The following is a 24,516-nucleotide window of genomic DNA, read 5'->3' as shown; positions in this document are numbered from 1 at the left end:
GACGGCCCACCCCTGGCGGAACCCTGTCAGCCGCGTCTTCGTTCGGTAGGCAGGCGGGAGCCCCCCGCGCGACAGGACAGACGCGGAGGTCCCCGATATGCCCGGACAAACCACCCAGACGGACCGGCCCCTTCCGGACGCCGCCGGAGACCGGGTGCTGCGGTACCCGGCCGGGGCGCTGGTGATCCTGACCGGGCTGCCGGGTGCCGGCAAGAGCACGATGCTGCGCCGCCTGTACGCGATGGACGGCGCCGAGGCGGCCCCCGTGGTCGTGGACGGGGTCACGGTCATCGACTCCGCGCAGTCGAAGCTGCGCTGGGCGGGCACCCTCGGCCGGGCGCCCAAGCGGGCGCGCACCGCGGTCGTCTTCGCCACCCACCTCCTGCGGATCCGGCGCGCGCTCGCCGCCGGCGGGCCGGTGATCGCGCACAACCGGGGCTGCGGGCCGGTGGTGCTGCGCGTCTTCGCCCGGATGGCCCGGCGCCGCGGCGCCGCCTTCCACCTGCTGCTGCTCGACGCCAGCCCCGAGGCGGCCCTGGCCGGCCAGCGGGCCCGCGCCCGGGTGGTGGGGGCGCGCACGTTCTCCTACCACCGCCGCCGCTGGGAGGCGCTGCTCGCGCGGGCCAGGGCCGGGACGGCCGCTCCCGCGGCGGGCGCGGTGGTGATCGACCGGAGCGCGGCGGGCCTGCTCCGCGGCATCGTCTTCGACGGGGAGCCCGCCTCCCCCTCCTCGCGCACGAAGCCCAGTACGATCTACAGATGACCGAAATGACCGAAACCACGCCCGGCTGGCTCGCACCCGAGGAGCTGGAGTCGCTGCGCGGCCGGATGCCGATCCTGTACGTCGACGCGGTGCCGGTGCGGGTGGACGACATGGGCATCGTCACCCACGTGGGCCTGCTGCTGCGCATCGCCCCCGACGGCACCGTGAGCCGGGCGCTGGTCTCCGGGCGGGTGCTCTACCAGGAGCGGGTCCGCGACGCGCTGCTGCGCCACCTGGAGAAGGACCTCGGGCCGGTCGCCCTGCCCAGCCTGCCGGCCTCCCTCGCGCCGTTCACCGTGGCGGAGTACTTCCCCTCCCCCGACGTCACGCCGTACCACGACCCGCGCCAGCACGCGGTGTCGCTGGCCTACATCGTGCCGGTGCGGGGCGACTGCCGGCCGCGCCAGGACGCGCTGGACCTGGTGTGGTTCACGCCGGAGGAGGCGGCCTCGCCGATGGTGCAGCAGGAGATGACGGGCGGCCAGGGAGTCCTGCTCAAGCAGGCGCTGGCGCATGTGGGCCGGCTCACCTGACACCCCGGGCCGGCCGCGCCCGGCCCCGCGAGGGTCAGGCGGCGGAACGGCGACCGCCCGGCCCCCAGGAGGGAGCCGGGCGGTGCCGCGCGAAGGGCCGGGCGGGTCAGCGGCGGTGGCCGACGACCTTGACCCAGTCCGTGGCCTCCACCGGGTCGAGGCGGCGCGAGCCCTCGAAGACCGCGCGCCACGTGCCCGAGGTGTAGGCCGGGACCCTGGTGTGGAAGGAGCCGTCACGACCGGTCGTGACCGTCTCGACGTGCTCCCAGTCCCCGCCGCGGTCCGGGCGGAAGAGGATCACGATCCGCTTCCAGCCGAGCCGGTGCCACGACTCCGACTCCTTGCAGTAGTCGGCGTGGTGGACGGAGACGAAGCCGCTGATGTAGTCGTCCTCGCACTCCACCGAGAGCCGGCCGTCCAGCGAGAGGCTCCTGCCCTGCCAGACGGGCTCGGGGCCCGCGTCGAACCGGAGCGCGGTGTGGCCGCCGTCGACGTCCGGGTCCGCCAGCGCGGGGGCGGCGGCCGCCCCCACCATGGTGACGCCCAGGGCGGCCGCCGCCAGGCCGGCGGCGAGTCGTCGCATCATTGGGTGAACTTCCTTCCCCGTGTGGAACGCGCGTCCGGACGGGCGCGCGTCATCGCGAATGACGCGACGCGGTAAAGGAAAGTTGCGATCCGCCGATCACAATCATGCAACGACTCTTCATTTCATAGCCCGAAATATGCCTTTCTCAGGCCGTTTATCGTGCTATTCGGCTGTTTGGTAAATTTTTGAGAGGATCGGGGCGTAGCGGGGGGTCCCCTCGTAGCGCAGGCGCCAGGAGCCGCCGGTACGGCCCTCCACCGACGTGGTGAAGGCGCCGGTGTCCCCCGTGGTGGCCTCGGCCACCTCCTCCCACGTCTCGCCGCCCTCGGGTCGCCAGAGGACGTCGACCGGCTGCGCGGCGAACGGGGCATAGTCGGCCAGGCCCCGCGGCCCCACGCGGGTCAGCGAGCCGGTGAACCGCACGGCCGAGCCGTCCGGGGCGGGAGCCACGCGCACGGCGTCCAGCCTGGTCTCGCGGCGCAGCTGGAACGTGGTGTACTTCGTCGCCGTGGACCCGTCGGCGCCGACGGCGGTCGCGGTGATCGTCCACGTGCCTGCCGGGTATGTGCGGTTCAGCGCCTTGTCCGGCAGGAAGCGCCACGTCTGCCAGTCGCCCTCGAACCGCATCCAGCCGGGCGTCGGACGCCAGGACACCGTCGCGTCGCGCTTGTCGCGTCCCGTGCCCTGATCGGAGGCGGAGCCCCGCTTGTGGTCGCGCTCCGGGGAGCGCGGGGCCAGGCGGGCCGCGCCGTGGATCTCCCGGGCCGTCTCGGGCGACGCGGACGAGGAGTGACTGTGGGACACCACCACGCCCGGCTGGTGGTCGCGCGTGGGCAGCAGCGGACGGCCCGCGGGCCGGATGGCGTGGCCGGACGGCGTCGGCGCGCCCCGGTCGTCGAAGGCTACGGCGGGCGCCACGGCGGGTGAGCCGGCGGGCGGCGTCTGGGCCTGCGTCCCGGGTCCGGTGGCGGCCGAACCGGGCCGGCCCGTGCCGGGAAGGGCGGGGCGGGGAGCCGGAGCGGCCGGGCGGGGAGCCTGGGCGGCGTGGTCGCCGGGGGCGGCTCCCGTGGCCGGTGCCGTCCCGTCGGACGTTCCGGAAGAGCCGGGGGGCGACTGGGGGGGTGCGCCGGGCTCGACCTTGACGGTCACCCCGTTCCTTCCCTTGACGTCCTTGGCGACGACGTCGATCACCATGCGGACGGAGTCCCCGGCGCCGACGACGGGAGACGCCGGCCGCAGGTTGATCTCGCGGATGGTCGGGACACGGGCGGCGCGCGCGGCGGCGGCGAGCCCGTGGCCGGAGGCGGAGGCGGAGGCGGAGGCGGAGACGACCCCGGCGGGACTCGCGGCCCCGGGCAGGGCCGTGGCGGCGGAGGACGCCGGCGCGGGCACCGTGAGGGCCCCCGCCGCGAGCGAGACGAGAACGAGTCTTCTGGTCATGATCCAGACCGTAGGAAGCGGCCGGTCATGGCAGTGACCACGACACACGCCCCGGAGGGCAAAGACTCGTCAGCCGGAGTACAGCTCCTCGATCAGGTCCGCGTACTTGGCGTGGATGACCCGCCGCTTCAGCTTCAGGCTGGGCGTCAGCTCCTCGGTCTCGGCCGTCCATTCGGCGCCGAGCAGCGCCCACCGCTTGACCTGCTGGACCCGGGCGAGCCGCTGGTTGGCGGCGGCGACGGCGGCCTCGACCTCCTTGAGCACCTCGGGGTGGGCGGCCAGCTCGGCGAGGGTGCCCTCGATGCCGCGGGCCCGCGCCCAGCCGGGCGCCGTGTCCGCGTCGAGCGTGAGGAGGGCGACCGGGTAGGGGCGGTTGTCGCCGTAGGCCAGGGCCTGGCCGACGAGGGGGTGCTCCTTGAGGTGGTTCTCGATCGCGGCGGGTGAGATGTTCTCGCCGCCGGAGGTGATGATGAGCTCCTTCTTGCGGTCCACGACCCGGTAGAAGCCGTCGTCGTCGACCGTGCCGATGTCGCCGGTGTGCAGCCAGCCGCCGGCGTCGACGAGCGCGGCGGTGCCGTCGGGCCGGTTGAGGTAGCCGCGGGTGTTGAGCGGGCTGCGGGTGAGGATCTCGCCGTCCTCGGCGATGCGCACCTCGACGCCGGGCTCGGCCCGGCCGACGGTGCCGAGGCGGTAGCAGCCGGGGCCGTTGCCGGTGAACGCGCCGGTCGTCTCCGTCATGCCGTACACGTCGATGACCTTGAGGCCGAGACCGGCGTAGAAGCGCTGCACCTCGGCGGGCAGCGGCGCGGCGCCGGTGGCGGTCCACTCCGCGCGGTCGAACCCGATGAGCGCGCGCACGCCCGCCAGCAGCTCCGCGTCGGCGCGCTCGTAGGCGGCGCGGACCTCCGGGGTGACGGTGTGGCCGTGCTGCCCCGCCTCGACGTAGGCCAGACCGGCCGCCATGGCCCGCCGCACGGCCTCCTGGCGCTCCTCCGGCTGGGCGGAGAGCACGGCGAGCAGGCGGGCCATCATCTTCTCCCACACGCGGGGCACGCCGAAGAACAGCATCGGCCGTACCTGCCCGAGCGTGGCGCCGAGCTGGGCCAGGTCGGTGCAGAAGTGCACGTGCGACGCCTTCGCCAGCGGCAGGTAGAGGCTGAGGACCCGCTCGGCGATGTGCGCGTACGTCAGGTAGGAGACCTGGGTGCCGCGCTCCGGCAGCCGGGCCATGCGGTCGGTGGCCGCGACCTCGTACAGCACGTTGCGGTGGGTGAGCGGCACGCCCTTGGGCGTGCCGGTGGTGCCCGAGGTGTAGAGGACGGTCACCACGTCCTCGGCGCTCACGGCGCGCAGGCGGGCCTCGGCGGCGTCCGGGTCGGCGGCCAGCGCGGAGCGGCCGAGCGCGAGCAGGTCGTCCCACGCCATGAACCGGTCGCCGGCCGGCGCGCCCTCCAGCAGGATGACCTTCCGCAGGCCGGGCAGCTCGTCGAGCACGGGCTGCCAGCGCGCGAGGTCGGCGGGGCCGCCCAGCACGGCGTAGGCCGCGCCGGCGTCGGCGGCGGCGAACGCGATCTGGCCCGGCGCGAACGTGGAGTAGATCGTGCACCCGACGCCGCCCGCGTGGACGGCGCCGAGGTCGGCCAGCACGTGCTCGCTGCGGTTGACCATCATGAGCGCGACCGTCTCGCCGGGCCGCAGGCCGAGCGCGGCGAACCCGGCGGCGATCTCCAGCACCCGCAGCCGCGCCTCGGCGTAGGTGAGCGTGACCCAGCCGCCCGCGGCGGCCGGGTCCGAATAGGCGGGGGCGTCGGGATGCCGCTCGGCCGCCGTCCTGAGCTGGTCGCAGATGGTACGGCCGGCGATCAGCTCGTCGATCTCCGCCCGCACGTCGAGGACATCGGCCATGGCAACCGCCTCCGCAGCTGTTCACTTGTCCGCGTGGCATGCATCGCACCACACGACCGGGGTAGCGGCAAGGCCTCGCCGGTAGCGGAGACCGTCATCACGTAGAGTGATGGATCGGCTGCGGAGGAATGCCCGGGGGAGCGCATGAAAACGCACGAACGCACCTTCTTCGGCCACCCGTGGGGGCTGGCCACGCTCTTCGGCACGGAGATGTGGGAGCGGTTCAGCTGGTACGGCCTGCGTGCCATCCTGGCCACGTTCATGGCCGCGTCCCCCGCCCAGCACGGCCTGGGCATGAGCGAGCAGACCGCGACGGCCGTCGTCGGCGTGTACGGCGCGCTCATCTACCTGGTGGCGCTGCCCGGCGGCTGGATCGCCGACCGCATCCTCGGTCCGCGGCGCTCGGTGTTCTGGGGCGGGTTCGTCATCATGTGCGGCCACATCAGCATGGCCGTGCCGGTGACGTCGCCGGTCTTCGTGTGGCTGGGGCTGGGGCTGATCATCTCCGGGACCGGCCTGCTCAAGCCGAACATCTCCGTCATGGTGGGCAAGCTCTACCCGGAGGACGACGACGGCCGCCGCGACGCCGGGTTCTCGCTGTTCTACCTGGGGATCAACCTGGGCGCGTTCTTCGCGCCCATCGTGGTGGGCTGGCTGGCCGACGGCGACCGCTGGCACCTGGGCTTCAGCGCCGCGGCCGTCGGCATGGCCCTCGGCCTCGCCCAGTACGTCCTCGGCCGCGGCAACCTGCGCGGCGTCGGCGAGCGGCCCGGCATGCCGCTGGCGCCGGAGCACCGCCGGCAGGTGCTGCGGCACGTGGGGCTGGGCACGCTCGGCGTCGTGGCGGCCATGGCGATCTGGGTGGCGACGGGCACGTTCACCATCGACCGGTTCACGGTCGTGGTGACCGTGATCATCCTGGCGGTGCCGGTCGTCTACTTCGGCTACATCCTGCTGGGCAGCCACGACCTGACCGAGGACGAGCGGTCCCGGGTGAAGGCGTACGTGTGGCTGTTCACCGCCGCGGCGATCTTCTGGATGCTGTACGACCTGGCGCCGAGCAAGCTGCTGTTCTTCGCCGAGAACAGCACGGACCTGACGCTGTTCGGGGTGCACATCAACGCGGCCACCACCCAGTCCTTCAACCCGCTGTTCATCATGATCTTCGTGCCGGTGTTCGCGGCGCTGTGGGTGAAGCTGGGCACGCGGGTGAGCACGCCGCAGAAGTTCTCCTTCGCGCTGGTCATGGTGGGGCTGAGCTTCCTGGTGATGGCGGTGGCGGCCACGCTCGCCCAGGGCGGCCGGGTGTCGGTGTGGTGGCTGGTGCTCGTCTACCTCATCCAGGTGTTCGGCGAGCTGTCGCTGAGCCCCGTCGGGCTGTCGGTCACCACCAAGCTGGCTCCCCGGGCGTTCAAGGGGCAGATGCTGGGGCTGTGGTTCATCGCGGTCTCGGTGGGCGACGCGGTCGGCGGGCAGACCGGGCGGCTGAGCGGCGTCGTGTCCGAGCCGATGTACTACACGCTGCTGGCGCTGATGGCGATCGTGGCGGGGCTGGCCCTGCTGATGTTCACCCGCCGGCTGCGCCACCTGATGTCCGAGCACCACGAGCCCGCGACGCCGCCGCTCGGCTGACCCGCCCGCTGATCCCGTCCACCGGCCCCGAACGCGCCCGCGGGACAGCCGATCCGATAGACATGTGACCGTGCCCGAACTGCTCGACCTGGTGGGAATCTTCGTCTTCGCGCTGTCCGGCGCGCTCATGGGCGTGCGCAAGCGGCTCGACGTCGTGGGGATGGCGGTGCTCGCCGAGATGACGGCGCTGGGCGGGGGCGTGGTGCGCGACCTCATCCTGAACGTGCGGCCGATCGCGTTCCAGAGCGTGGGGTACGTGCTCGTGCCGCTGGCGGCCACGGTGATCGTGTTCTTCTGGCACCCGCACGTGGCGCGGGTGATGCCGGCGATCCTGGTGTTCGACGCGGCCGGACTCGGGCTGTTCTGCGCGGTCGGCACGCTCAAGGCCCTCGACTACGGGCTGAGCCCGCTGCACGCCACCCTGCTCGGCGTCACCACGGGCGTCGGCGGCGGCATGCTGCGCGACGTGCTGGCGGGCGAGATCCCGACGCTGCTGTACGACCGCCAGCTCTACGCGGTGCCCGCGCTGCTCGGCTCGTCCATGATGGCGGAGCTGTCCACGCTGGGGCTGCACGGCTGGCCGGCCACGCTGGCCTCGGCGCTGGTGGCCTTCGGGCTGCGCGTGGCCGCGATGCGCTACAAGTGGCGCGCCCCGCTGGCCCGGGGCGTCAAGCCCTCCGAGTGAGCACCGGTCATACCATCGGGACCAGCGAGTCGGCGGGCCTGTCCCCTCCTGCCGGGCCGTGGTCGCGGGCGGCCACGATGCGCTCCACGGCCTCCTCCAGCACCGCCGGCGGCAGCGTGTACGGCAGGCGCAGGTACCCCTCCAGCGTCCCGTCGACGCCGAACCACGGCCCCGGCGCCAGCCGCACCCCGCGCGTGGCGGCGGCCTCGGCCAGGGTGACGGCCGAGCCGGAGTCGAGCCGTACCCACAGGGTGCCGCCGCCGCGCGGCACCGCGAACTCCCAGGCGGGCAGCCGCTCCCGCAGCGCGGCCACGAGCGTGGCGCGGGAGGCGCGCAGGCCGCGCAGGCGCTCGGCCCTGGTCTCCTCCAGCCGGTCGAACAGGCGGGCCACCACGAGCTGCTCCAGCACCGGGCTGGCGATGTCGACGGCGGCCCGGTGCACGGCCAGCCGGCGGATCAGCGCGGCGCTGGCGCGCAGCCAGCCGATGCGCAGCCCGCCCCACCACAGCTTCGAGGCCGAGCCGATGCTGATCATCCGGTTGTCGGAGTCGAAGGCGCCCATGGGCGCGACGGTCCCGCTCCGAGCGGCCGTGGACGGGCCGGGCTCGGACAGGTCCAGCTCCGCCCAGGTCTCGTCGATGAGGATCGTGGTGTCGGTGCGCCGGGCCGCGCCGGCGACGGCGGCGCGGGTGGCGTCGTCCATGAGCGCGCCGGTGGGGTTCTGGAAGTCGGGCATGAGGTACGCGACCCGGGCCGCCGACTGGCGCAGCGCGCAGGCGACCAGGTCGGCCTGCCAGCCCTCGTGGGAGATGCCGACCGGGACGATCCGGGCGCCGCACCGGCGGGCCACGTCGATGGCGTGCGTGTAGGTGGGCGACTCGACGAGCACGGGGTCGCCGGGCCCGGCCAGCAGGCTCATGGCGAGGTGGAGGGCGTGCTGGGAGCCGGTGGTGACGAGGATCTGCTCGGGCCGGGTGGCCAGGCCGCGCGCGGTGTAGCGGGCGGCGACGCGCTCGCGCAGCACGGCCAGGCCCATGGGGTCGTAACCGTGGCCCATGCCGTACCGGGGCAGGTCCTCGACGGCCTCGGCCATCGCCTCGCGCAGCGCGGACGGCGCGGGCGGGGCGGCGGCGTGGAGCTGGATGAGCCCGTCGCGGCCGGTGGACAGCCACGGGTTGTCGGCGGTGGAGGCGGGGTCGGGCAGGGCGGTCCAGCTTCCGGAGCCCTGCCTGCTGTCGAGGTAACCTCGCTCGCGCAGCAGGTCGTAGGCGGCGGTCACGGTGGTGCGGCTGACGCCCAGGGTGGCGGCGAGGTGCCGCTCGGCGGGCATGCGCACGCGGACCGGGATGCGACCGTCCAGGATGAGCGCGCGCACGGCGTCGGCGAGCGCCCGGTAGTACGGGCGCGCCTCCGGGGGCACGTCGGCGAGCCGGGCCACCTGCGCCGCTCCCACATACCTCATCGGGCCACTTTTGCTGATTGGCCCTGTTTTGGCAAGCGGGTGGCCTGCCACTCTGGGTCCACTATGAGCGAAGCGACCGTCCCGCACCTGGGCTCCCTCCCCTCCCGTCTCGTCCGGCTCTACGGCGGCCTGGCCCTGTACGGCGCCGGCATCGGCCTCCAGGTCCGCTCGGGGCTGGGCAACAACCCGTGGGACGCCTTCCACCAGGGCCTGGCCGGCCGCCTCGGGCTGTCGATCGGCACCGTGATCATCGGGGTCGGGGCACTGGTGATGCTGCTGTGGATCCCGATGCGGCAGCGGCCCGGCCTCGGCACCGTCAGCAACGTGATCTTCGTCGGCCTGTTCGCCGACGCCGCGCTCTCCGTGCTGCCCGCCTCCGGCCACTGGGCGCTGAGCTGGCTCTACCTGGGCCTGGCCATCGTGTCGATCGCGCTGGCCACCGTGCTCTACATCGGCGCCGGCATGGGTCCCGGACCACGTGACGGGCTCATGACCGGCCTGGTGCGGCTGGGCCTGTCGCTGCGGCTCGGCCGCTTCCTCATCGAGATCGCCGTGCTGGCCGTGGGCTGGCTGCTCGGCGGCACCGTCGGCGTCGGCACGCTGGTGTTCGCGCTCGCGATCGGGCCGCTGACCCAGCTGTTCGCCCGCCGCTTCCCCCTGACGTGATCACGCGGCCGGGTCCGTCACGACGCGACGTGATCGGACCCGGCCGCGTGATCACCCTCCGGCCGAGTAGCGTCAAGGCATGCGGATCGAGGACTACGCGCTGATCGGAGACATGCAGTCGGCCGCCCTGGTGGGCAGGGACGGCTCGATCGACTGGCTCTGCCTGCCCAGATTCGACTCCCCGGCCTGTTTCGCGGCGCTGCTCGGCGGCGACCGCAACGGTCACTGGTGGATCGGCCCGCCCGGCAGGCAGCCCGCCACCCGCCGCCGCTACCGTCCCGACACGCTGATCCTGGAGAGCGAGTGGGACACCCCCACGGGCACCGTCCGGGTCATCGACTTCATGCCGCCCCGCGACCTCAACCCCGACGTCGTGCGGATCGTGGAGGGCGTCTCCGGCACGGTGGAGGTGGCCACGCAGCTGCGGGTGCGCTTCGACTACGGCCGGATCGTCCCGTGGGTGCGCCGTACCGACGGGCACCTCCAGGCCGTCGGCGGGCCCGACTCCGCCTGGCTGCACTCCCCCGTCCCCCTCAAGGGTGGCGACTACGCCCACCGCGCCACCTTCCACATCAAGGCGGGCCAGCGGCTGCCGTTCGTGTTCACCTGGCATCCGTCGCACGAGCCGATGCCCGAGCAGATCCACGCCGAGGCCCAGCTCGACGAGACCGAGGCCCTGTGGAAGGAGTGGGTGGACACCTGCACCCACCAGGGCCCCTGGCGCGAGGCCGTGGTGCGCTCCCTCATCACCCTCAAGGCGCTCACGTACGCCCCCACCGGCGGCATCGTCGCCTCGCCCACGACGTCCCTGCCGGAGGACCTCGGCGGGGTGCGCAACTGGGACTACCGCTTCTGCTGGCTGCGCGACGCCACGATGACGCTGGAGGCGCTCATCAACAACGGCTACCTCGGCGAGGCCGCCGAGTGGCGGGCCTGGCTGCTGCGCGCGATCGCCGGCCGGCCGCAGGACCTCCAGATCATGTACGGCGTGGCGGGCGAGCGGCGGCTGCCGGAGATGCAGCTCGACTGGCTCGACGGCTACGAGGGCTCCCGGCCCGTCCGCATCGGCAACGACGCCGTCAACCAGCTCCAGCTCGACGTGTACGGCGAGGTGATGAACGCCCTCTACCTGGCCGGCGCCTCCGGGCTGACGGCCGACCAGCGGGCCTGGTCCATCCAGCGGCAGCTCCTGGACTACGTCGAGGAGCACTGGGACGAGCCCGACGAGGGCCTGTGGGAGGTGCGCGGCCCGCGCCGGCACTTCACCCACTCCAAGGTCATGTGCTGGGTGGCCCTGGACCGGGCGGTCAAGTACGTCGAGCGGTACGGCCGGGTCGGCCCCGCCGACACGTGGCGGAGCATCCGGGACCGCATCCACGCCGAGGTGTGCGAGCACGCCTTCGACGCCAGGCGCAACACCTTCACGCAGTCCTACGGCTCCAGCGAGCTGGACGCGGCGCTGCTGCTGATGCCCATGGTCGGCTTCCTGCCGGCGGACGACCCGCGCATGGTGGGCACCGTGGCGGCCATCGAGAAGGAGCTGATGGCCGACGGCTTCGTGCTGCGCTACCCCGTGGCCGAGGACAACGCGGTGGACGGCCTGCCCGGCGGCGAGGGCGCGTTCCTGGCGTGCAGCTTCTGGCTGGTCGAGGTGATGGCGCTGCAGGGGCGCAGGGACGAGGCGAAGGAGCTGTTCGAGCGGCTGCTGGCGCTGCGCAACGACGTGGGGCTGCTGGCGGAGGAGTACGACCCCCGCTACGGCCGCCTGGTGGGCAACTTCCCGCAGGCGTTCAGCCACGTGCCGCTGATCCACGCGGCCCGCGCGCTGTCCGAGAGCGACCGCACCCCCAAGCTGGGCCGCGACAGCTGAACCGGGCCCCCTCCTCCCGCCCGGACCGGGCGCCCCGGTCAGGCGGCGAGGCGGGCCAGGACGCGGGCGAAGTCGGGCGGCGGGGCGACGACCAGTCTCGTCTGGCCGCCCCGCAGCTCGATGTCGGCCCGGATGAGCGTCAGCCGGCCCCCGTGCCACCAGTAGACCTGCGGGCTGAGCCCGCCGGTGCGGGCGGCGTGGACGCGCAGCCGCTCGATGGCGCGCACCACGCCGATCCCGTTCACGGGATGGACCAGCAGCGTGTACGGGTCGGGCAGCACGGCGAGCGCGCCGTGCGCGGGCACCGGAAGGTAGTCGCCGAGCCAGCGCAGGTGCGTGGCCGCCGACGGCGTGGGCGCGGTCAGCCGGACGACGGCCGTGCCGGACAGCTCGACGGCCTCCACCGTCAGCCTCTCCACGCGCCGGACGTTGGCGACGGCCAGCTCCAGCGCCTCGGCCGCGGGCAGGGGCCAGCAGCCGGCCTCCTCGGGCAGCACCGGGCGGCCGCCGACGGTGAGCAGCTCCACCAGGTCGCCGTTGAGGTGCCGGCCGACCACGCGGGCCGGGTCGGGCACCTCGTCCACCGCCTCCACGCGGGTGCGCAGCAGCGGCGCCGCCTGCTCGAAGTCGCACACGTCCACCCGGTCCCCGGCGGCGGCGACGGCCCGTGCCAGGTGCTCGGAGACGAGGGTCGGCCAGTCCTCGCGCGGCCGGCGGCCCGCCTCGCGGCGCAGCCCGGCCAGCCGGACGAGGATCTCGCCTTCGCGCGGCCGTCGGGGGGCCGGCAGGCCGAGGGTGAGTGAGCCGCCGTCGGCGGCGAAGGCGCAGGTGAAGCCGAGAGTCTCGGCGACGAGCGCGAGCAGGGAGTCGAGGTCGACGTCCTCGACCGCCCTGCGGGGGGGTTTGCGGCCACGTTTGAAGAACGTCACGCGCCGTGTCCCATCATGTCCGTTTCATCCCGATATGTCCCTCCTACCTTGCCTGCTCCCCGCTGCGGAGCGGCCCAGCCAGCGAGCACGATTCGGTATCGATAACGGCCGGGGCTCCAAGCCACACACTCAGCTGTGGTGATCCGTGCCCAACCGGCAGACCCGCCAGGACCGGCACCCCGAGCGGCAGCAGCCGGTCACGCAGCACCGGACCGGGATCGCCGCAGTCCACCCACGAGCCGAGCACCAGGCCCCGCACGCCGTCGAAGGCGCCCGCCTGAAGGAGCTGGGTGAGCATCCGGTCGATCCGGTACGGCTCCTCGCCGATGTCCTCCAGAAGGACGACCTTCCCGTCGAACGACGGGTGGTGGCGGGTGCCGCACATCGAGGCCAGCAGCGACAGGTTGCCCCCGGCCAGCACGCCCTCCGCCCGGCCCGGGACCAGCGCCCGGTCGCCGGTGACCGGGGGCGCCTGCCCGGTCAGGGCCGCCCGCAGGTGCTCCCACGACACCGGCTCGGGGGCGTCGCCGCCGGCGATCGTGTCGCAGGCCGGCATCGGGCCGTGCAGGGTCGGCACGCCCAGCTCGGCCGCGAACACGTGGTGCAGCGCGGTGATGTCGCTGGAGCCGACCAGCGTCTTCGGACCGGCCGCCCGCATCGCGTCCCAGTCGATCAGGCCGATCAGCCGCGCCGCGCCGTACCCGCCCCGGGCGCAGAACACCGCCGTGACGGCCGGATCGCACCAGGCGGCCTGCAGATCGGCGGCGCGGTCCGCGTCCGAGCCGGCCAGGTACGGCAGCTCCTGCCGGTCGAGCACCCGCCCGCCGGCCACGACCTTCAGCCCCAGCCCCTCCAGCCGCTCGACTCCGCGCTTCAGCAGCGCGGCGTCCGGCGGCCCCGACGGCGCCACGACGGCGACGGTGTCCCCGGGCCGGACCGGGGTGATCTGTCCTTCAGGCCGCGCCGGCCCGTTCCCTGGCTCGTTCACGGGGAAAACGGTGTCACACTTGCATCTCGTATGCGACTTCCGCCCCACATCCTCGTGGTCAACGGCATCAAGGTCCGCCGGCCGGTCTTCCTGCTCGGAGCGCCGCATTCCGGCACGGACCTGCTCGGCCGCGCCCTGAAACGGTCACCGGGCTTCCACGTGACCATGGGCCGGGCCGGCGTGGCCAACGTCCTGTACGCCTTCGCCCGCAAGCCATCCCTCGGCGAGAGCTCCGGCGCCGTGCGGGTGCTGCGCGACGCGCTCGCCGAGTCGTGGCAGGTGCTGCCCGACTCGTGCCGCCGGTGCGGCCAGGTGTGCCGGGACGCGGGCGGCGTCACCGGCGGCGGTCCCTGCGTCTCGACGGGCGGCGTCACCCGCTTCGGCGACGCGAGCCCCGACCTGATCTACAGCGCGGCCACGCTCCTGCGGGCCTTCCCCGACGCCCGGTTCATCCAGATCGTCCGCGACGGCCGCGACGTGGCGGCCGACATGCTGGCCGACCCGGCGTGCCTGGCCTGGTTCAAGCCGGCGATGCTGTCGGACGGGACCGAGTTCCCCAACCCGTTCCTCGGCGTCAACCGCGACGAGCACCTCGACAAGTGGAAGGGCATGCCGGTCGCCGGCAAGAGCGCCCTGCGCTGGCGCAGCGCCGTGCGCCTCAGCGCCACGCTCCGCCGCGACCTGCCCGAGGACCAGCTCCTGACGCTGCGCTACGAGGACCTGGCGCTCAGGCCCGCCCAGGCGGCGGCGTCGGTCGCGGACTTCCTCGGCACGCGCGTCTCCAAGGTCGCCCTGTACGGCGGCCCCTCGGAGCCGGGCTCCCACCGCTCCCGGCTGCGGCCCGAGGACCTCGCGCTGGTGGAGAAGGTCGCCCGGCAGGAGCTCATGACGCTGGGCTACCTGACGAGCTGAACTGGGTGCGGTGCAGCTCCGCGTAGAGGCCGCGGCGCGCCAGCAGCTCGTCGTGGGTGCCCCGCTCGGCGATCCGCCCGTCCTGGACCACGAGGATCTCGTCGGCCTCGCGGATCGTGGACAGCCGGTGGGCGATGACCAGCGAGGTGCGGCCCGCGAGCGCCGTCTTCAGCGCCTGCTGCACGGCCGCCTCCGACTCCGAGTCGAGGTGCGCGGTGGCCTCGTCGAGGACGACGACGCGCGGCGCCTTCAGCAGCAGCCGGGCCAGGGCCAGCCGCTGCTTCTCGCCGCCCGACAGCCGGTGACCGCGGTCGCCGACGACCGTGTCGAGCCCGTCGGGCAGACCCTCCACCAGCTCGCCGATCTGCGCGGCGCGCAGCGCCTCCCACAGCTCCTCGTCGCTCGCGCCGGGCCGGGCGTACCGCAGGTTGGCGCCGATCGTGTCGTGGAACAGGTGGGGGTCCTGGGCCACCACGCCGACGGTGTCGCGCAGCGAGGCGAGCGTGGCCTCGCGCACGTCGAGCCCGTTGAGCCGCACCGCGCCCTCGCTCACGTCGTACAGCCGGGACACCAGGGAGGTGATCGTGGTCTTGCCCGCTCCGGACGGGCCGACCAGCGCCACGAGCCGGCCCGGCCTGGCGGTGAACGACACGCCCTTGAGCACGGGGTGCGAGGGGGCGGTGTCCTGGCGGGCCACCGACTCCAGCGAGGCCAGCGAGACCTCCTCGGCGGCCGGATAACGGAAGCGGACGTCGTCGAACTCGATCGTCACCGGCCCGTCGGGCACCGGCCGGGCGTCGGGCCGCTCGGCCACCATGGGCTTCAGGTCGAGGATCTCGAAGACCCGGTCGAAGCTGACCAGCGCCGTCATCACGTCCACGTGCACGTTCGACAGCGACGTCAGCGGGCCGTACAGGCGCATGAGCAGGGCGGCCAGCGCGACCAGCGTGCCGAGCTCGAACACGTCGCCGATGGCCAGCACGCCGCCGATGCCGTACACCAGGGCGGTCGCCAGCGCCGCGACCAGGCCGAGCGCCACCCGGAACACGGTGCCGTACATGCCGACCGTGACGCCGACGTCGCGCACCCGGGCCGCGCGCCCGCCGAACATCGCCGCGTCGTCCTCGGGCCGGCCGTAGAGCTTGGCGAGCATCGCGCCGGCCACGTTGAAGCGCTCGGTGGTGACGGAGCTCATCTCGGCGTCGAGCCGCATCTGCTCGCGCGTCAGCGCCGACATGCGCCAGCCCACCCACTTGGCCGGGATCACGAAGATCGGCAACAGCACCAGGGCGACCAGCGTCACCTGCCACGACAGCACGAGCATGGCGCCCAGCACGAGCACCAGGCTGATCACGTTGGACACGACGGACGACAGGGTGCTGGTCAGGGCGCGCTGGGCGCCGATGACGTCGGTGTTGAGCCGCGAGACGAGCGCACCGGTCTGCGCCCGCATGAAGAACGCGACCGGCATGCGCTGCACGTGATCGAACACCTCGGTACGCAGGTCGTAGATCAGCCCCTCGCCGAGACGGGCCGAGAACCACCGCTGCGCCAGCGTGAGCCCGGCGTCGAGGAGCGCGAGCGCCCCGATCGCCAGCGCCAGGCCCACCACGACGTCGGTGCGCCGGGGCAGGATGCCGTCGTCGATGATCGCCTTCATCAGCAGCGGGTTGGCCACCACGACGCCCGCCCCCGCCATCACCAGCAGCAGGAACGCGGTGATCTGCCGGGTGTACGGCCGGGCGTAACCCGCGATGCGCCGCACGGTGCCGGGCGTGAGCCGCTGCTTGGTGACCGACTCGTCGCGGCGCAGCGACGCCATCACGTGGGGACCGAAGCCCCCTCCCATCATCGCCATCCGGGGCCCTCCTCCCCGGTATGAGCGCCGCCGGGACGCCCGGTGATTCCCCGTTCCCGCGAGATCGGCTCCGCTCAGCGCGAAACCCGGGGATCAGGGCTGGGCGGCGAACAGCGCGCGGAGGCGTTCGGCCTGCTCGGCGCCCTCGGCCGCGCACTGCTCCTCCAGGGTGCGCGAGCGCGCGCCCTGGAGGAGTCGCTTGGTCGCCGCCGCCGCGTCCCGGTTGGTCGAGAGCAGCCCGGCGATCTTGTCGTGCACGGCCCGGTCCAGGTCGTCGCGGGCGACGACCTGCTCGGCGAGCCCGATCCGCTGGGCCTCGTCGGCCTCCACGGTCCGGGCGGTCAGGCAGATGTCGATCGCCTTGGCCAGGCCCACCAGCTCGACCAGCGGCTTGGTCCCAGTCAGATCGGGCACCAGCCCCAGGGCGGGCTCCTTCATACAGAACTTGACATCGTCGGCCACGATCCGCAGGTCGCAGGCGAGCGCGAGCTGGAAACCCGCGCCGATCGCATGACCCTGCACGGCCGCGATGGAAACGATCTCGGGGCGGCGCAGCCACAGGAACCCCCGCTGTGCCTGCCGCAACCGCTGCTCGAACGCCGCGGCCCCGAGCCGCGCCGTCGAACTGAACGAGCCCTGTCCGGGCACGCCCTCTGGTGTGAACATCCGCAGGTCGATGCCTGCCGAGAAGGACGGTCCCTCACCTCTCACCACGACGACGCGCACCCGCTCCGGCAGGTCATCACCAATACGGGCCAACGCTGACCAGGTCGCGAACGTCTGAGCGTTCCGCTTGTCCGGCCGGTCCAGCGTGATCGTCGCGATCTCACCGTCCACCTCGAAGCGCAGTCCCGTCTCCGCCGGATCTCCGGCGAACACGTGGTCCGCGTTCCCCCCGCGCTTGTGTGGCGCCTTCGCTTCCGCCATCGCCCGCTCCCTCGTCGCCGCTGAACCGTCGCGCCCGAGCTTACAGAATGAGATTCTGGGCCCGGGCGCGACGGCTGGCTGACTAGGGACGAGCGGCTGCGGTCGCACGTTCCGAGGCGGCCGTCAGCGCTTGGACTTGCCTCGGGTCGCCCCGCCGCGCCCGCGCAGAGTCACACCGGACTCGCTCAGGATGCGGTGGATGAACCCGTAGGACCGACCGGTCGAAGCGGCGAGCGCACGGATGCTCTCGCCCGCGGCGTAGCGCTTCTTGAGATCGCCGGCCAGCTTTTCACGGTCGGCCCCGGTGACCCGGGTGCCCTTCTTCAGTGTCTCGGCCACGAGTACCTCCTGTAGTGCCGGACTTCCGCAGCGTTACTCCGCCATGATCAGTCATTTCAGCGGGATCGGCTACCTACTCCATGGGAAAAGATCCGTACCCGCCCAAATTAAGATCAGGCAAGTGCCACAAGATCGGAAAATTCGGCGCTCCATGCGTCTTCAGTTCCGTCCGGTAGCAAGATCACCCTATCCGGTGACAGGGCGTCAACGGCACCCTCGTCGTGGGTCACGAGGACGATTGCTCCTGAATACGACCTCAGAGCGTTGAGAACCTGCTCGCGGCTGACCGGATCGAGGTTGTTCGTTGGCTCGTCGAGGAGGAGGACGTTGGCGCTGGAGAGGACCAGCATGGCCAGCGCCAGGCGGGTCTTCTCGCCGCCGGACAGCACGCCCGCCGGCTTGTCGGAGTCGTCGCCGCTGAACAGGAAGGAGCCGAGGACCTTGCGCAACTCGGTGTCGGTGAACTCGCCGCCGGCCGAGCGCATGTTCTCCAGGATCGTGCGCTCGCCGTCGAGCGTCTCGTGCTCCTGGGCGTAGTAACCGATCTTGAGGCCGTGGCCGGGGCGGACCTCGCCCGTGTCGGGCTTCTCGATGCCGCCCAGTATCCGCAGCAGTGTGGTCTTGCCCGCGCCGTTGAGGCCGAGGATGACGACCCGGTGACCTCGGTCGATGGCCACGCTGACGTCGGTGAAGACCTCCAGCGAGCCGTACGACTTGGACAGGCCCTCGGCGGTGAGCGGGGTGCGCCCGCACGGCTGCGGCTGCGGGAAGCGCAGGCGGGCCACCTTGTCGCTCTGGCGCTCCTCCTCGGTGCCGGCCAGCAGCCGGTGGGCGCGGCGCATCATGTCCTGCGCGGCCTTGGCCTTGGTGGCCTTGGCGCGCATCTTGTCGGCCTGGGCGAGCAGGGCTCCGGCCTGCTTCTCGGCGTTGGCCCGCTCGCGCTTGCGCCGCTTCTCGTCGGTCTCGCGCTGGGCGAGGTAGGCCTTCCAGCCGACGTTGTAGTGGTCGATGACGCAGCGGTTCGCGTCGAGGTGCAGGACCTTGTTGACCGTGGCTTCAAGAAGACCGACGTCATGGCTGATGATGGCCAAGCCGCCCTGATGGGAACGCAAAAAATCACGAAGCCACCCGATTGAGTCCGCATCAAGGTGGTTTGTCGGCTCGTCAAGAAGGAGAGTTTCCGCACCGCTGAAAAGAATGCGCGCCAATTCCACGCGCCTGCGCTGTCCGCCGGAAAGCGTTTCCAGTGGTTGTCCGAGGACGCGGTCCGGCAGACCGAGGCTGGAGGCGATCGAGGCGGCCTCCGCCTCGGCCGCGTAGCCGCCGAGGACGTGCATCTGGTCCTCCAGCCGGCCGTAGCGGCGGACCGCCTTCTCGCGGGTCTTGTCGTCGGCGGAGGACATGCCGATCTCGGCCTCGCGCAACTTGCGCAGCACCTCGTCGAGCCCGCGGGCGGACAGGATGCGGTCGCGGGCGAGCACCTGCAGGTCTCCGGTGCGGGGGTCCTGCGGCAGGTAGCCGACGCTGCCGCTCGTGGTGACCGACCCGGAGGCGGGCAGCGCCTCGCCGGCCAGGACCTTGGTCAGCGTGGTCTTACCCGCGCCGTTGCGGCCCACCAGACCGATCTTGTCGCCCGGGTTGACCCGGAAGGAGGCGCTTTCGATGAGCAGGCGCGCGCCGGCGCGCAGCTCGATGTCATTGGCAATGATCATGGTTGACGGAACACTCCCGAGCTAGGAAACGAGGGATGGGGTGTGCGGCGGCCGCGTGCGCCGTGCCGTCAATCGGGAGTGTGCATACCGATCAGTGTAGGCCCCTGAGCTGGAGTCCCACCTCCCGTTATCGCCCTGCTCGTCACCTCTGTCCCGCGGCTCTCTCCCCTACCGCCCCGACGCCTTTTCCTGTGTGCCGGGGGGCTGCTCCGGGAGGTGGTCGCCGATGAGCGCGAGGTTCTGGATGGCCGCCAGGCCGTACTGGGCGGCGTCGTTGGTCGAGACGAACGGCGCCTCCTCGACGGCGGCGAGCACGCCCGGCCCCTCCACGCGGGTCAGCCGCCAGTGCGGCTCGCGCTGCAGCTCGTTGCGGTTGAGCTGGTCGTCCTCGTCCAGGTAGAACTTGCGCCAGGCGCGCGCCGCCTGCGCCGCGTCACCCGTGCGGGCCGCCGCGTACGCGGTCAGCCGGCTGTGCGCCTGCACCAGCGAGATGCCGCGCAGCGGCTCCCCCACCTCGGCGGCCTGCTCGGCGGCGGGCGCCAGGTAGAGCCGGCAGTAGTCCAGCCAGGCCCGCTCGAAGCCCGGCACGTCCAGGTCGAGCGCGATCAGCTCGGAGCACATCTCCGGCAGGCCGAACACCGACGACAGGTGCGAGACCATGATCGCGTCTCGGGAGGCGTCGAAGCGCCCCGTGGCCAGGTCGAGCCGGGCCTCGCCGGTCAGGAACCCCCGCGGCAGCGCCCCGATGCCGGCCATCGTGCCGAGCAGCCGGTCACGCGCCCGCTCGTCGCCGTGCCGCTCCCAGCGGGTCAGCCACGCAGCCGCGAGCGCGCCCCAGTCGGTGCCGAGCCCGACAGACAAGGCCGACGGGTCCGGCGTGTAGACGTCCTCGCGCACCTTGCGCTGCGGGTCGATCGCCAGGAACGTCGCCTCCGGCTCGGACAGCTCGTCGAGCAGGTCACCGGTGCGCTCGTCGGCGGTCAGGTAGTAGAAGAAGCGCCGGTAGGCGGCGTTGGAGATGCGCAGCTGCTTGCAGCTGCACCCCCAGTGCTGCACGTTGTGCCGGCTGCCGAGTCCCTTCCAGCGGCCCAGGTGGTAGACGTCGACCTCGCCGGTGTGGCGGGTCATCGCCTCGGCGAAGCGGAAGACGTCGGCCCGCCCGGTGCGCAGGAACTGGTACCACAGCCACAGGTCGGGCGAGAGCTCGGAGTTGTCCCAGGCGTAGCCGCCCACGTCGTAGCGCCAGGTGTGCCGGTCGGCGTCGTAGGTGTGCATGACGTCGCCGTAGTCCCAGAAGCCGTACCAGCGGCGCTGCTCCCGCTCCCGCGTGTACAGGTCGAACAGGAAGTCCAGCCGGTCCTCGATCGCGGCGCGGGCCGGGGTCGAGCGGTCCGGCAGCGCCCAGTCGCCGAAGACGCCCGCCTCGCGGATCCGCGCGGGCGGGGCCGTCAGCAGCGCGGGGTCGTTCATGGCGGTGGCGTGCGCGGCCAGCGCCTCCGCCGGGGGCGTGGCCTCGTGGACGCGCAGGGTCAGCTCGTGGGTGCGGGCGACGCCGTGGGCGTCGCCGAAGCCCGGCTCGTGGTCCTCGTAGGTGATCTCCAGACCTTCGAGCTGCTCGGCGTACGTGTCCTGGCCCATGCCGTCGTGCCAGAACCGCAGGTCCATGGCCGGGGCGGACGGCGACCACAGCCAGACCGTCGCCGTGGCGAGGTTCGTGGCCGCGCCGCGCACGTCGAGCCGCGTCGGGTGCAGCCGCCAGAAGTCGCGCAGCCCGAACCCGAGCCCGCCGCTCACCCCGCCCACGTAGCCGTAGCCGGCTGAGCGGGTGCCCGAGGGGATCGTCACCCAGGCGTGGCCCTCGCCGGTGCGCTTGCGCAGCGTGAAGCCGTCGGCGGAGGTCTGGTCGAGGGTGTAGTCGTTCCAGGCCGGGATGAGGTGCAGGCGGCCGGCCACCTCCGGATTGCCGATCGGGCCGCACGGCCGGCCCTCGACCTGCGCCCGCCGCACGGCCTCGCCCGGGTCGCGGCGCAGCCCGGTCAGCCCGCGCACGGCCTCGGTGAGGAACCCGTCCGGCCCTGCCAGCCGTACGTGCCGGTCGTGGAGCTCGTCGCGCATGACGACGTCGGCGCGCAGGCCGAGCCCGGCCAGGAAGTCCCGCTCGGGGTCGCCGTCCCAGACGAACGTGTGGACCACGCGGACGTCCTCGGCCCCGGCGTAGAAGTACAGCCGCACACGGAACGGCAGCCGCGCGCCGCCGTCTCCTCCCGCCGCGCGGACGTGGTGGCCCTCCAGCCGGACGACCGCGCGGACCGGGCCGTCCTGCTCGACGGTGACGCGGGTGACGTGACCGGTCGCCTCGGCTCTCGTGAGCGGGCCGGCGTCGTCGGGTGTGGGCCCGTCCTGGTGCAGGCTGACCAGGCGGACGTCGCGGACGATCTCCTGGGAGCCGCGCGTCACCGAGCGGGCGAGCGTGGCGCCCGACTCCTCGATCGTCCAGGTCACGACGCCCGTGCTCACGCGCAGCACGCCGTCCCCGCGCGTCACGGTGACGGGCGAGGAGGGGGCGGCCGGCCCGCGGCCGGGCTCCAGCCGGTACGTCGCGGCGGGCTCCGCCTGCGGGCCGACGGCGTGCGCCGACCACTTCACCGAGCCGTCCGGCCAGGTCGCGGTCACCCAGCTCTGCACCGGGACCTCGCGGCCCTCCGGATCGGCCAGGGCGAACGCCGCACCCGGCTGCACCGTGCCGCGCGACCAGGGGACTCCCCAGGTCACCCCATGCTCCGCGGGTCGGTCCAGCCAGCGCAGCACAGTCATGCGATCTCCTTGAGTCGCTCGGCGACGACGGCGGCCACCTCGTCGGCGCCGCGGAAGCAGAAGTGGGTGTCGTCGGCCACCCCGTCCGGGTGGAGCGGGTGCCGGCCGGGCGGGAAGTGGGTGAACAGCGCCTTCGACCCCTCCGGGCCGAGGCGCTCGTACAGCTCGGTGGTGGCGGCCGTCAGGTCGATCAGCGGCACGCCCAGCTCGGCGGCGAGCGCGCGGACCCGGTCCGGGTAGTCGCCGTGCGTCGGCGCCAGCCGGTCCCCCACGAACCGGCGGCGCTGCACGGGCGTGCACAGCACCGGCAGGGCGCCCGCGCCGCGCGCCTCCTCGACGAAGGCGCGCAGGTTGTCGCGGTACGGCAGCTCGGGCTCCTTCTGGTCGTTGTGCCCGAACTGGATCACCACCACGTCGCCGGGGGACGTCTCCAGCAGCAGCGCCGCCCACAGCCCCTCGGCCCGGTGGCTGGCCGTGGTGGCCCCGCCCTTGGCGAAGTTGCGCACCGGCCCGCCCGTGTACGCGCCGAGCTGCGCTCCCCACCCCGACATGGGCGCCTCGACGGCCGGGCAGGAGGCCACCGTCGAGTCGCCCGCCAGCAGCACGGTGCGGGTCACTCCTTGACGCCCCCGATCAGCACGCCCTTGGCGAAGTGCTTCTGCAGGAACGGGTAGAAGAACAGGATCGGCAGCGTCGCGATGACGACGACGGCGAACTTCAGCCCCTGCTCCGGCGGCACCCAGTTCCGGTCCATCTGGGCCAGGGCGTTGGCGGCGTCGGTGCTGGTGAGCTGACGCACCAGGATCTGCAGCGTCCACTTGCTCGGGTCGTTGATGTAGAGCAGGGGCGACATGTAGTCGTTCCAGATGCCCACCGCGTAGAACAGCGAGAACGTCGCGATGATCGGCTTGGACAACGGCAGCACGATCTTGAAGAAGACGCCCATCTCGTTGGCGCCGTCGATGCGCGCCGCCTCCTCGAGCGCCTGGGGCAGCTCCTGGAAGAAGCTCTTCACGATGATCAGGTAGAACGGGTTGATCGCCAGCGGCAGGATCAGCGCCCAGTAGCTGTCGAGCAGCCCGAGGTCGCGCACCACGAGGTAGGTGGGGATCATGCCGCCGGAGAAGACCAGAGTGAAGATGACCAGGTTCAGCACCAGGGCCCGGCCCGGCAGGTACCGCTTGGCCAGCGGGTAGGCCATGCTGAGGGTCAGCAGCAGCTGGATCACCGTGCCCACCGCTGTCACCACGACGGTCGTCAGCAGGGAGCGGACGAAGGTGTCCGTGGCGAAGATGTAGCGGTACGACTCCGTGACGAACTTCTCCGGCCACAGGAAGAACGGCCGTGAGGAGATCTCCGCCTCGCCGGCGAACGACCCGGCGAGGACGTAGAGCAGCGGCAGGATGGTGATCAGCGCCAGGCCGACGAGAATGGCGATGTTGATCACGTCGAACACGCGGCTGCCCGTGGTGCTGTAGTCGTCCGCGAGCTTCTTGGTGTTGGTCTTCATGGCGGGCTCCTCAGAAGAGTCCACGCTGGCCGAGGCGCTTGGCCAGCCAGTTGGAGCCGAAGATCAGGATGACGCCGGCCACGCCCTTGAACAGGCCGACTGCGGTGGAGTAGCTGATCGCGCCCTGGGTGATGCCGGTGTAGTAGACGTAGGTGTCGAACACGTCCGCCACCGAGCGGTTCAGCGAGGTGGTCATCAGCCAGATCTGTTCGAAGCCCGAGTCGAGCAGGTTGCCGGAGGCGAGGATGGCCATGACGACGACCGTGGGCCGGATGGCGGGCAGGGTGACGTGCCAGAGCTGCTTGAAGCGTCCCGCACCGTCCATGCGCGCCGCCTCGTACAACTGCGGGTCCACGCCGGCCAGCGCGGCCAGGTAGATGATCGTTCCCCAGCCGGTCTGCTTCCACAGCTGCTGCAGGACGATCAGCGGCCGGAACCAGTCCTCCTGCGCCATGTAGTCGATCTTCGAGGTGTCGCCCGCGATGTCGCGGATCCATCCGGAGAGCACGCCGAAGTCGGCCGCGAACAGCACGTACGTCAGCGACGCGACGATCGTCCAGGACAGGAAGTGCGGGATGTAGATCAGCGACTGGACCGAGCGCTTGAGGACGTTGATCCGCAGCTCGTTGAGCAGCAGCGCGACGATGATCGGCGCCGGAAAGACGAAGACGATGTGCAGCAGCGCCAGGAGGAGCGTGTTGAACATCAGCCGGCCGAAGTCGGGCCCGGAGAACAACTCCTCGAAGTGCCTGAACCCGACCCACGGACTGCCGGAGTAGCCGAGGAAGGGCAGGAAGTCCTGGAACGCGATCGTCACGCCGTACATCGGCAGGTACTTGAAGAGCGCGAAGTAGACGACGCCCGGCAGGAGCATCAGGTAGAGCCAGCGATAGCGCACGAACGAGACGCGCAGTCCCAGCTTATGGCGTCGGCGCCCGGAATTTCTCGCCGCCCTCGTGGGAGGCGGCGCCAGGTCGGTGGCCAC

Annotated in this window: 21 protein-coding genes; 7 read left to right on the top strand and 14 right to left on the bottom strand. The window is 72.5% G+C overall.

Annotation, left to right across the window (positions count from 1 at the left end; translation table 11 throughout):
- Positions 1 to 97 precede the first annotated feature (97 nt).
- Entirely contained in the window at positions 98 to 763 is a 666-nt protein-coding gene (locus AB0H64_RS21290) for an AAA family ATPase (protein ID WP_357626919.1), read from the top strand.
- A complete protein-coding gene (locus tag AB0H64_RS21285) occupies positions 760 to 1,296 on the top strand; it encodes an NUDIX hydrolase family protein (protein WP_253776635.1) in 537 nt (178 codons plus the stop codon). The genes AB0H64_RS21290 and AB0H64_RS21285 overlap by 4 nt, the downstream gene beginning before the upstream one ends.
- 106 nt (positions 1,297 to 1,402) lie before the next feature.
- Here AB0H64_RS21285 and AB0H64_RS21280 read toward each other — a convergent pair whose 3' ends face one another.
- The 3 genes from AB0H64_RS21280 to AB0H64_RS21270 form a co-directional block, all read right to left on the bottom strand.
- Positions 1,403 to 1,882, bottom strand: coding sequence for a hypothetical protein (locus AB0H64_RS21280; protein WP_357626916.1), 480 nt, complete (start codon positions 1,880 to 1,882; stop codon positions 1,403 to 1,405).
- Between the two features lie 162 nt (positions 1,883 to 2,044).
- Positions 2,045 to 3,322, bottom strand: coding sequence for a hypothetical protein (locus tag AB0H64_RS21275; protein ID WP_357626914.1), 1,278 nt, complete (start codon positions 3,320 to 3,322; stop codon positions 2,045 to 2,047).
- Between the two features lie 69 nt (positions 3,323 to 3,391).
- Positions 3,392 to 5,227, bottom strand: a complete 1,836-nt coding sequence (locus tag AB0H64_RS21270; RefSeq protein WP_357626912.1) for an AMP-dependent synthetase/ligase — start codon at positions 5,225 to 5,227, stop codon at positions 3,392 to 3,394.
- Between the two features lie 144 nt (positions 5,228 to 5,371).
- Between AB0H64_RS21270 and AB0H64_RS21265 the strand changes: the two genes are divergently transcribed.
- Together AB0H64_RS21265 and AB0H64_RS21260 are read left to right on the top strand one after the other, a co-directional pair.
- Positions 5,372 to 6,859: a peptide MFS transporter gene (locus AB0H64_RS21265; RefSeq protein ID WP_357626910.1), complete on the top strand. Its 1,488-nt coding sequence runs from the start codon at positions 5,372 to 5,374 to the stop codon at positions 6,857 to 6,859.
- 70 nt (positions 6,860 to 6,929) lie between these two features.
- Positions 6,930 to 7,544 (top strand): trimeric intracellular cation channel family protein, encoded by a 615-nt coding sequence (locus AB0H64_RS21260; RefSeq protein ID WP_357627091.1) that lies wholly within the window; start codon positions 6,930 to 6,932, stop codon positions 7,542 to 7,544.
- 7 nt (positions 7,545 to 7,551) lie between these two features.
- On the opposite strand, the gene AB0H64_RS21255 is transcribed toward AB0H64_RS21260, so the two are convergent.
- The gene (locus tag AB0H64_RS21255; RefSeq protein ID WP_357626908.1) at positions 7,552 to 9,006 is read right to left on the bottom strand and encodes a PLP-dependent aminotransferase family protein; all 1,455 of its coding nucleotides are present in this window, start codon (positions 9,004 to 9,006) and stop codon (positions 7,552 to 7,554) included.
- 63 nt (positions 9,007 to 9,069) lie between these two features.
- Between AB0H64_RS21255 and AB0H64_RS21250 the strand changes: the two genes are divergently transcribed.
- Together AB0H64_RS21250 and AB0H64_RS21245 are read left to right on the top strand one after the other, a co-directional pair.
- Positions 9,070 to 9,672 carry a hypothetical protein gene (locus tag AB0H64_RS21250; protein WP_357626906.1) on the top strand — a complete coding sequence of 201 codons (603 nt, stop codon included), beginning with the start codon at positions 9,070 to 9,072 and terminating at the stop codon, positions 9,670 to 9,672.
- 79 nt (positions 9,673 to 9,751) lie between these two features.
- Positions 9,752 to 11,542, top strand: coding sequence for a glycoside hydrolase family 15 protein (locus tag AB0H64_RS21245; RefSeq protein ID WP_357626903.1), 1,791 nt, complete (start codon positions 9,752 to 9,754; stop codon positions 11,540 to 11,542).
- A 38-nt stretch (positions 11,543 to 11,580) separates the two neighbouring features.
- On the opposite strand, the gene AB0H64_RS21240 is transcribed toward AB0H64_RS21245, so the two are convergent.
- Complete coding sequence (locus tag AB0H64_RS21240; protein WP_357626900.1) at positions 11,581 to 12,471, bottom strand: hypothetical protein; 891 nt, start codon at positions 12,469 to 12,471, stop codon at positions 11,581 to 11,583.
- A 43-nt stretch (positions 12,472 to 12,514) separates the two neighbouring features.
- Complete coding sequence (locus tag AB0H64_RS21235) at positions 12,515 to 13,459, bottom strand: LD-carboxypeptidase (RefSeq protein ID WP_357626897.1); 945 nt, start codon at positions 13,457 to 13,459, stop codon at positions 12,515 to 12,517.
- A gap of 30 nt (positions 13,460 to 13,489) precedes the next feature.
- Between AB0H64_RS21235 and AB0H64_RS21230 the strand changes: the two genes are divergently transcribed.
- Positions 13,490 to 14,371 carry a sulfotransferase gene (locus AB0H64_RS21230; protein WP_357626895.1) on the top strand — a complete coding sequence of 294 codons (882 nt, stop codon included), beginning with the start codon at positions 13,490 to 13,492 and terminating at the stop codon, positions 14,369 to 14,371.
- On the opposite strand, the gene AB0H64_RS21225 is transcribed toward AB0H64_RS21230, so the two are convergent.
- The 8 genes from AB0H64_RS21225 to AB0H64_RS21190 all read right to left on the bottom strand — a co-directional run bounded on the left by AB0H64_RS21225 (position 14,343) and on the right by AB0H64_RS21190 (position 24,516).
- A complete protein-coding gene (locus AB0H64_RS21225) occupies positions 14,343 to 16,229 on the bottom strand; it encodes an ABC transporter ATP-binding protein (protein ID WP_357626892.1) in 1,887 nt (628 codons plus the stop codon). The two genes, AB0H64_RS21230 and AB0H64_RS21225, sit on opposite strands and share 29 nt — an antisense overlap.
- 93 nt (positions 16,230 to 16,322) lie before the next feature.
- Positions 16,323 to 17,156, bottom strand: a complete 834-nt coding sequence (locus AB0H64_RS21220) for an enoyl-CoA hydratase/isomerase family protein (RefSeq protein WP_357626890.1) — start codon at positions 17,154 to 17,156, stop codon at positions 16,323 to 16,325.
- 123 nt (positions 17,157 to 17,279) lie between these two features.
- A complete protein-coding gene (locus AB0H64_RS21215; protein WP_020547488.1) occupies positions 17,280 to 17,495 on the bottom strand; it encodes a helix-turn-helix domain-containing protein in 216 nt (71 codons plus the stop codon).
- Between the two features lie 113 nt (positions 17,496 to 17,608).
- Positions 17,609 to 19,207: an ABC-F family ATP-binding cassette domain-containing protein gene (locus AB0H64_RS21210; protein WP_357626887.1), complete on the bottom strand. Its 1,599-nt coding sequence runs from the start codon at positions 19,205 to 19,207 to the stop codon at positions 17,609 to 17,611.
- Between the two features lie 168 nt (positions 19,208 to 19,375).
- On the bottom strand, positions 19,376 to 22,021 hold the full coding sequence (locus tag AB0H64_RS21205; protein WP_357626885.1) for a Tat pathway signal sequence domain protein: 2,646 nt from the start codon (positions 22,019 to 22,021) through the stop codon (positions 19,376 to 19,378).
- Entirely contained in the window at positions 22,018 to 22,638 is a 621-nt protein-coding gene (locus AB0H64_RS21200; RefSeq protein WP_357626884.1) for a rhamnogalacturonan acetylesterase, read from the bottom strand. Before AB0H64_RS21200 ends, AB0H64_RS21205 begins: the two co-directional genes overlap by 4 nt.
- Complete coding sequence (locus AB0H64_RS21195; protein ID WP_357626881.1) at positions 22,635 to 23,531, bottom strand: carbohydrate ABC transporter permease; 897 nt, start codon at positions 23,529 to 23,531, stop codon at positions 22,635 to 22,637. The genes AB0H64_RS21200 and AB0H64_RS21195 overlap by 4 nt, the downstream gene beginning before the upstream one ends.
- Before the next feature lie 10 nt (positions 23,532 to 23,541).
- A complete protein-coding gene (locus AB0H64_RS21190; protein WP_357626878.1) occupies positions 23,542 to 24,516 on the bottom strand; it encodes an ABC transporter permease subunit in 975 nt (324 codons plus the stop codon).

Source organism: Nonomuraea sp. NPDC050733 (assembly GCF_040654215.1).
Taxonomy (GTDB): Bacteria; Actinomycetota; Actinomycetes; order Streptosporangiales; family Streptosporangiaceae; genus Nonomuraea.
The sequence above is the reverse complement of the archived record's forward strand: the minus strand, read 5'-3'. Positions and strand labels throughout refer to the sequence as shown.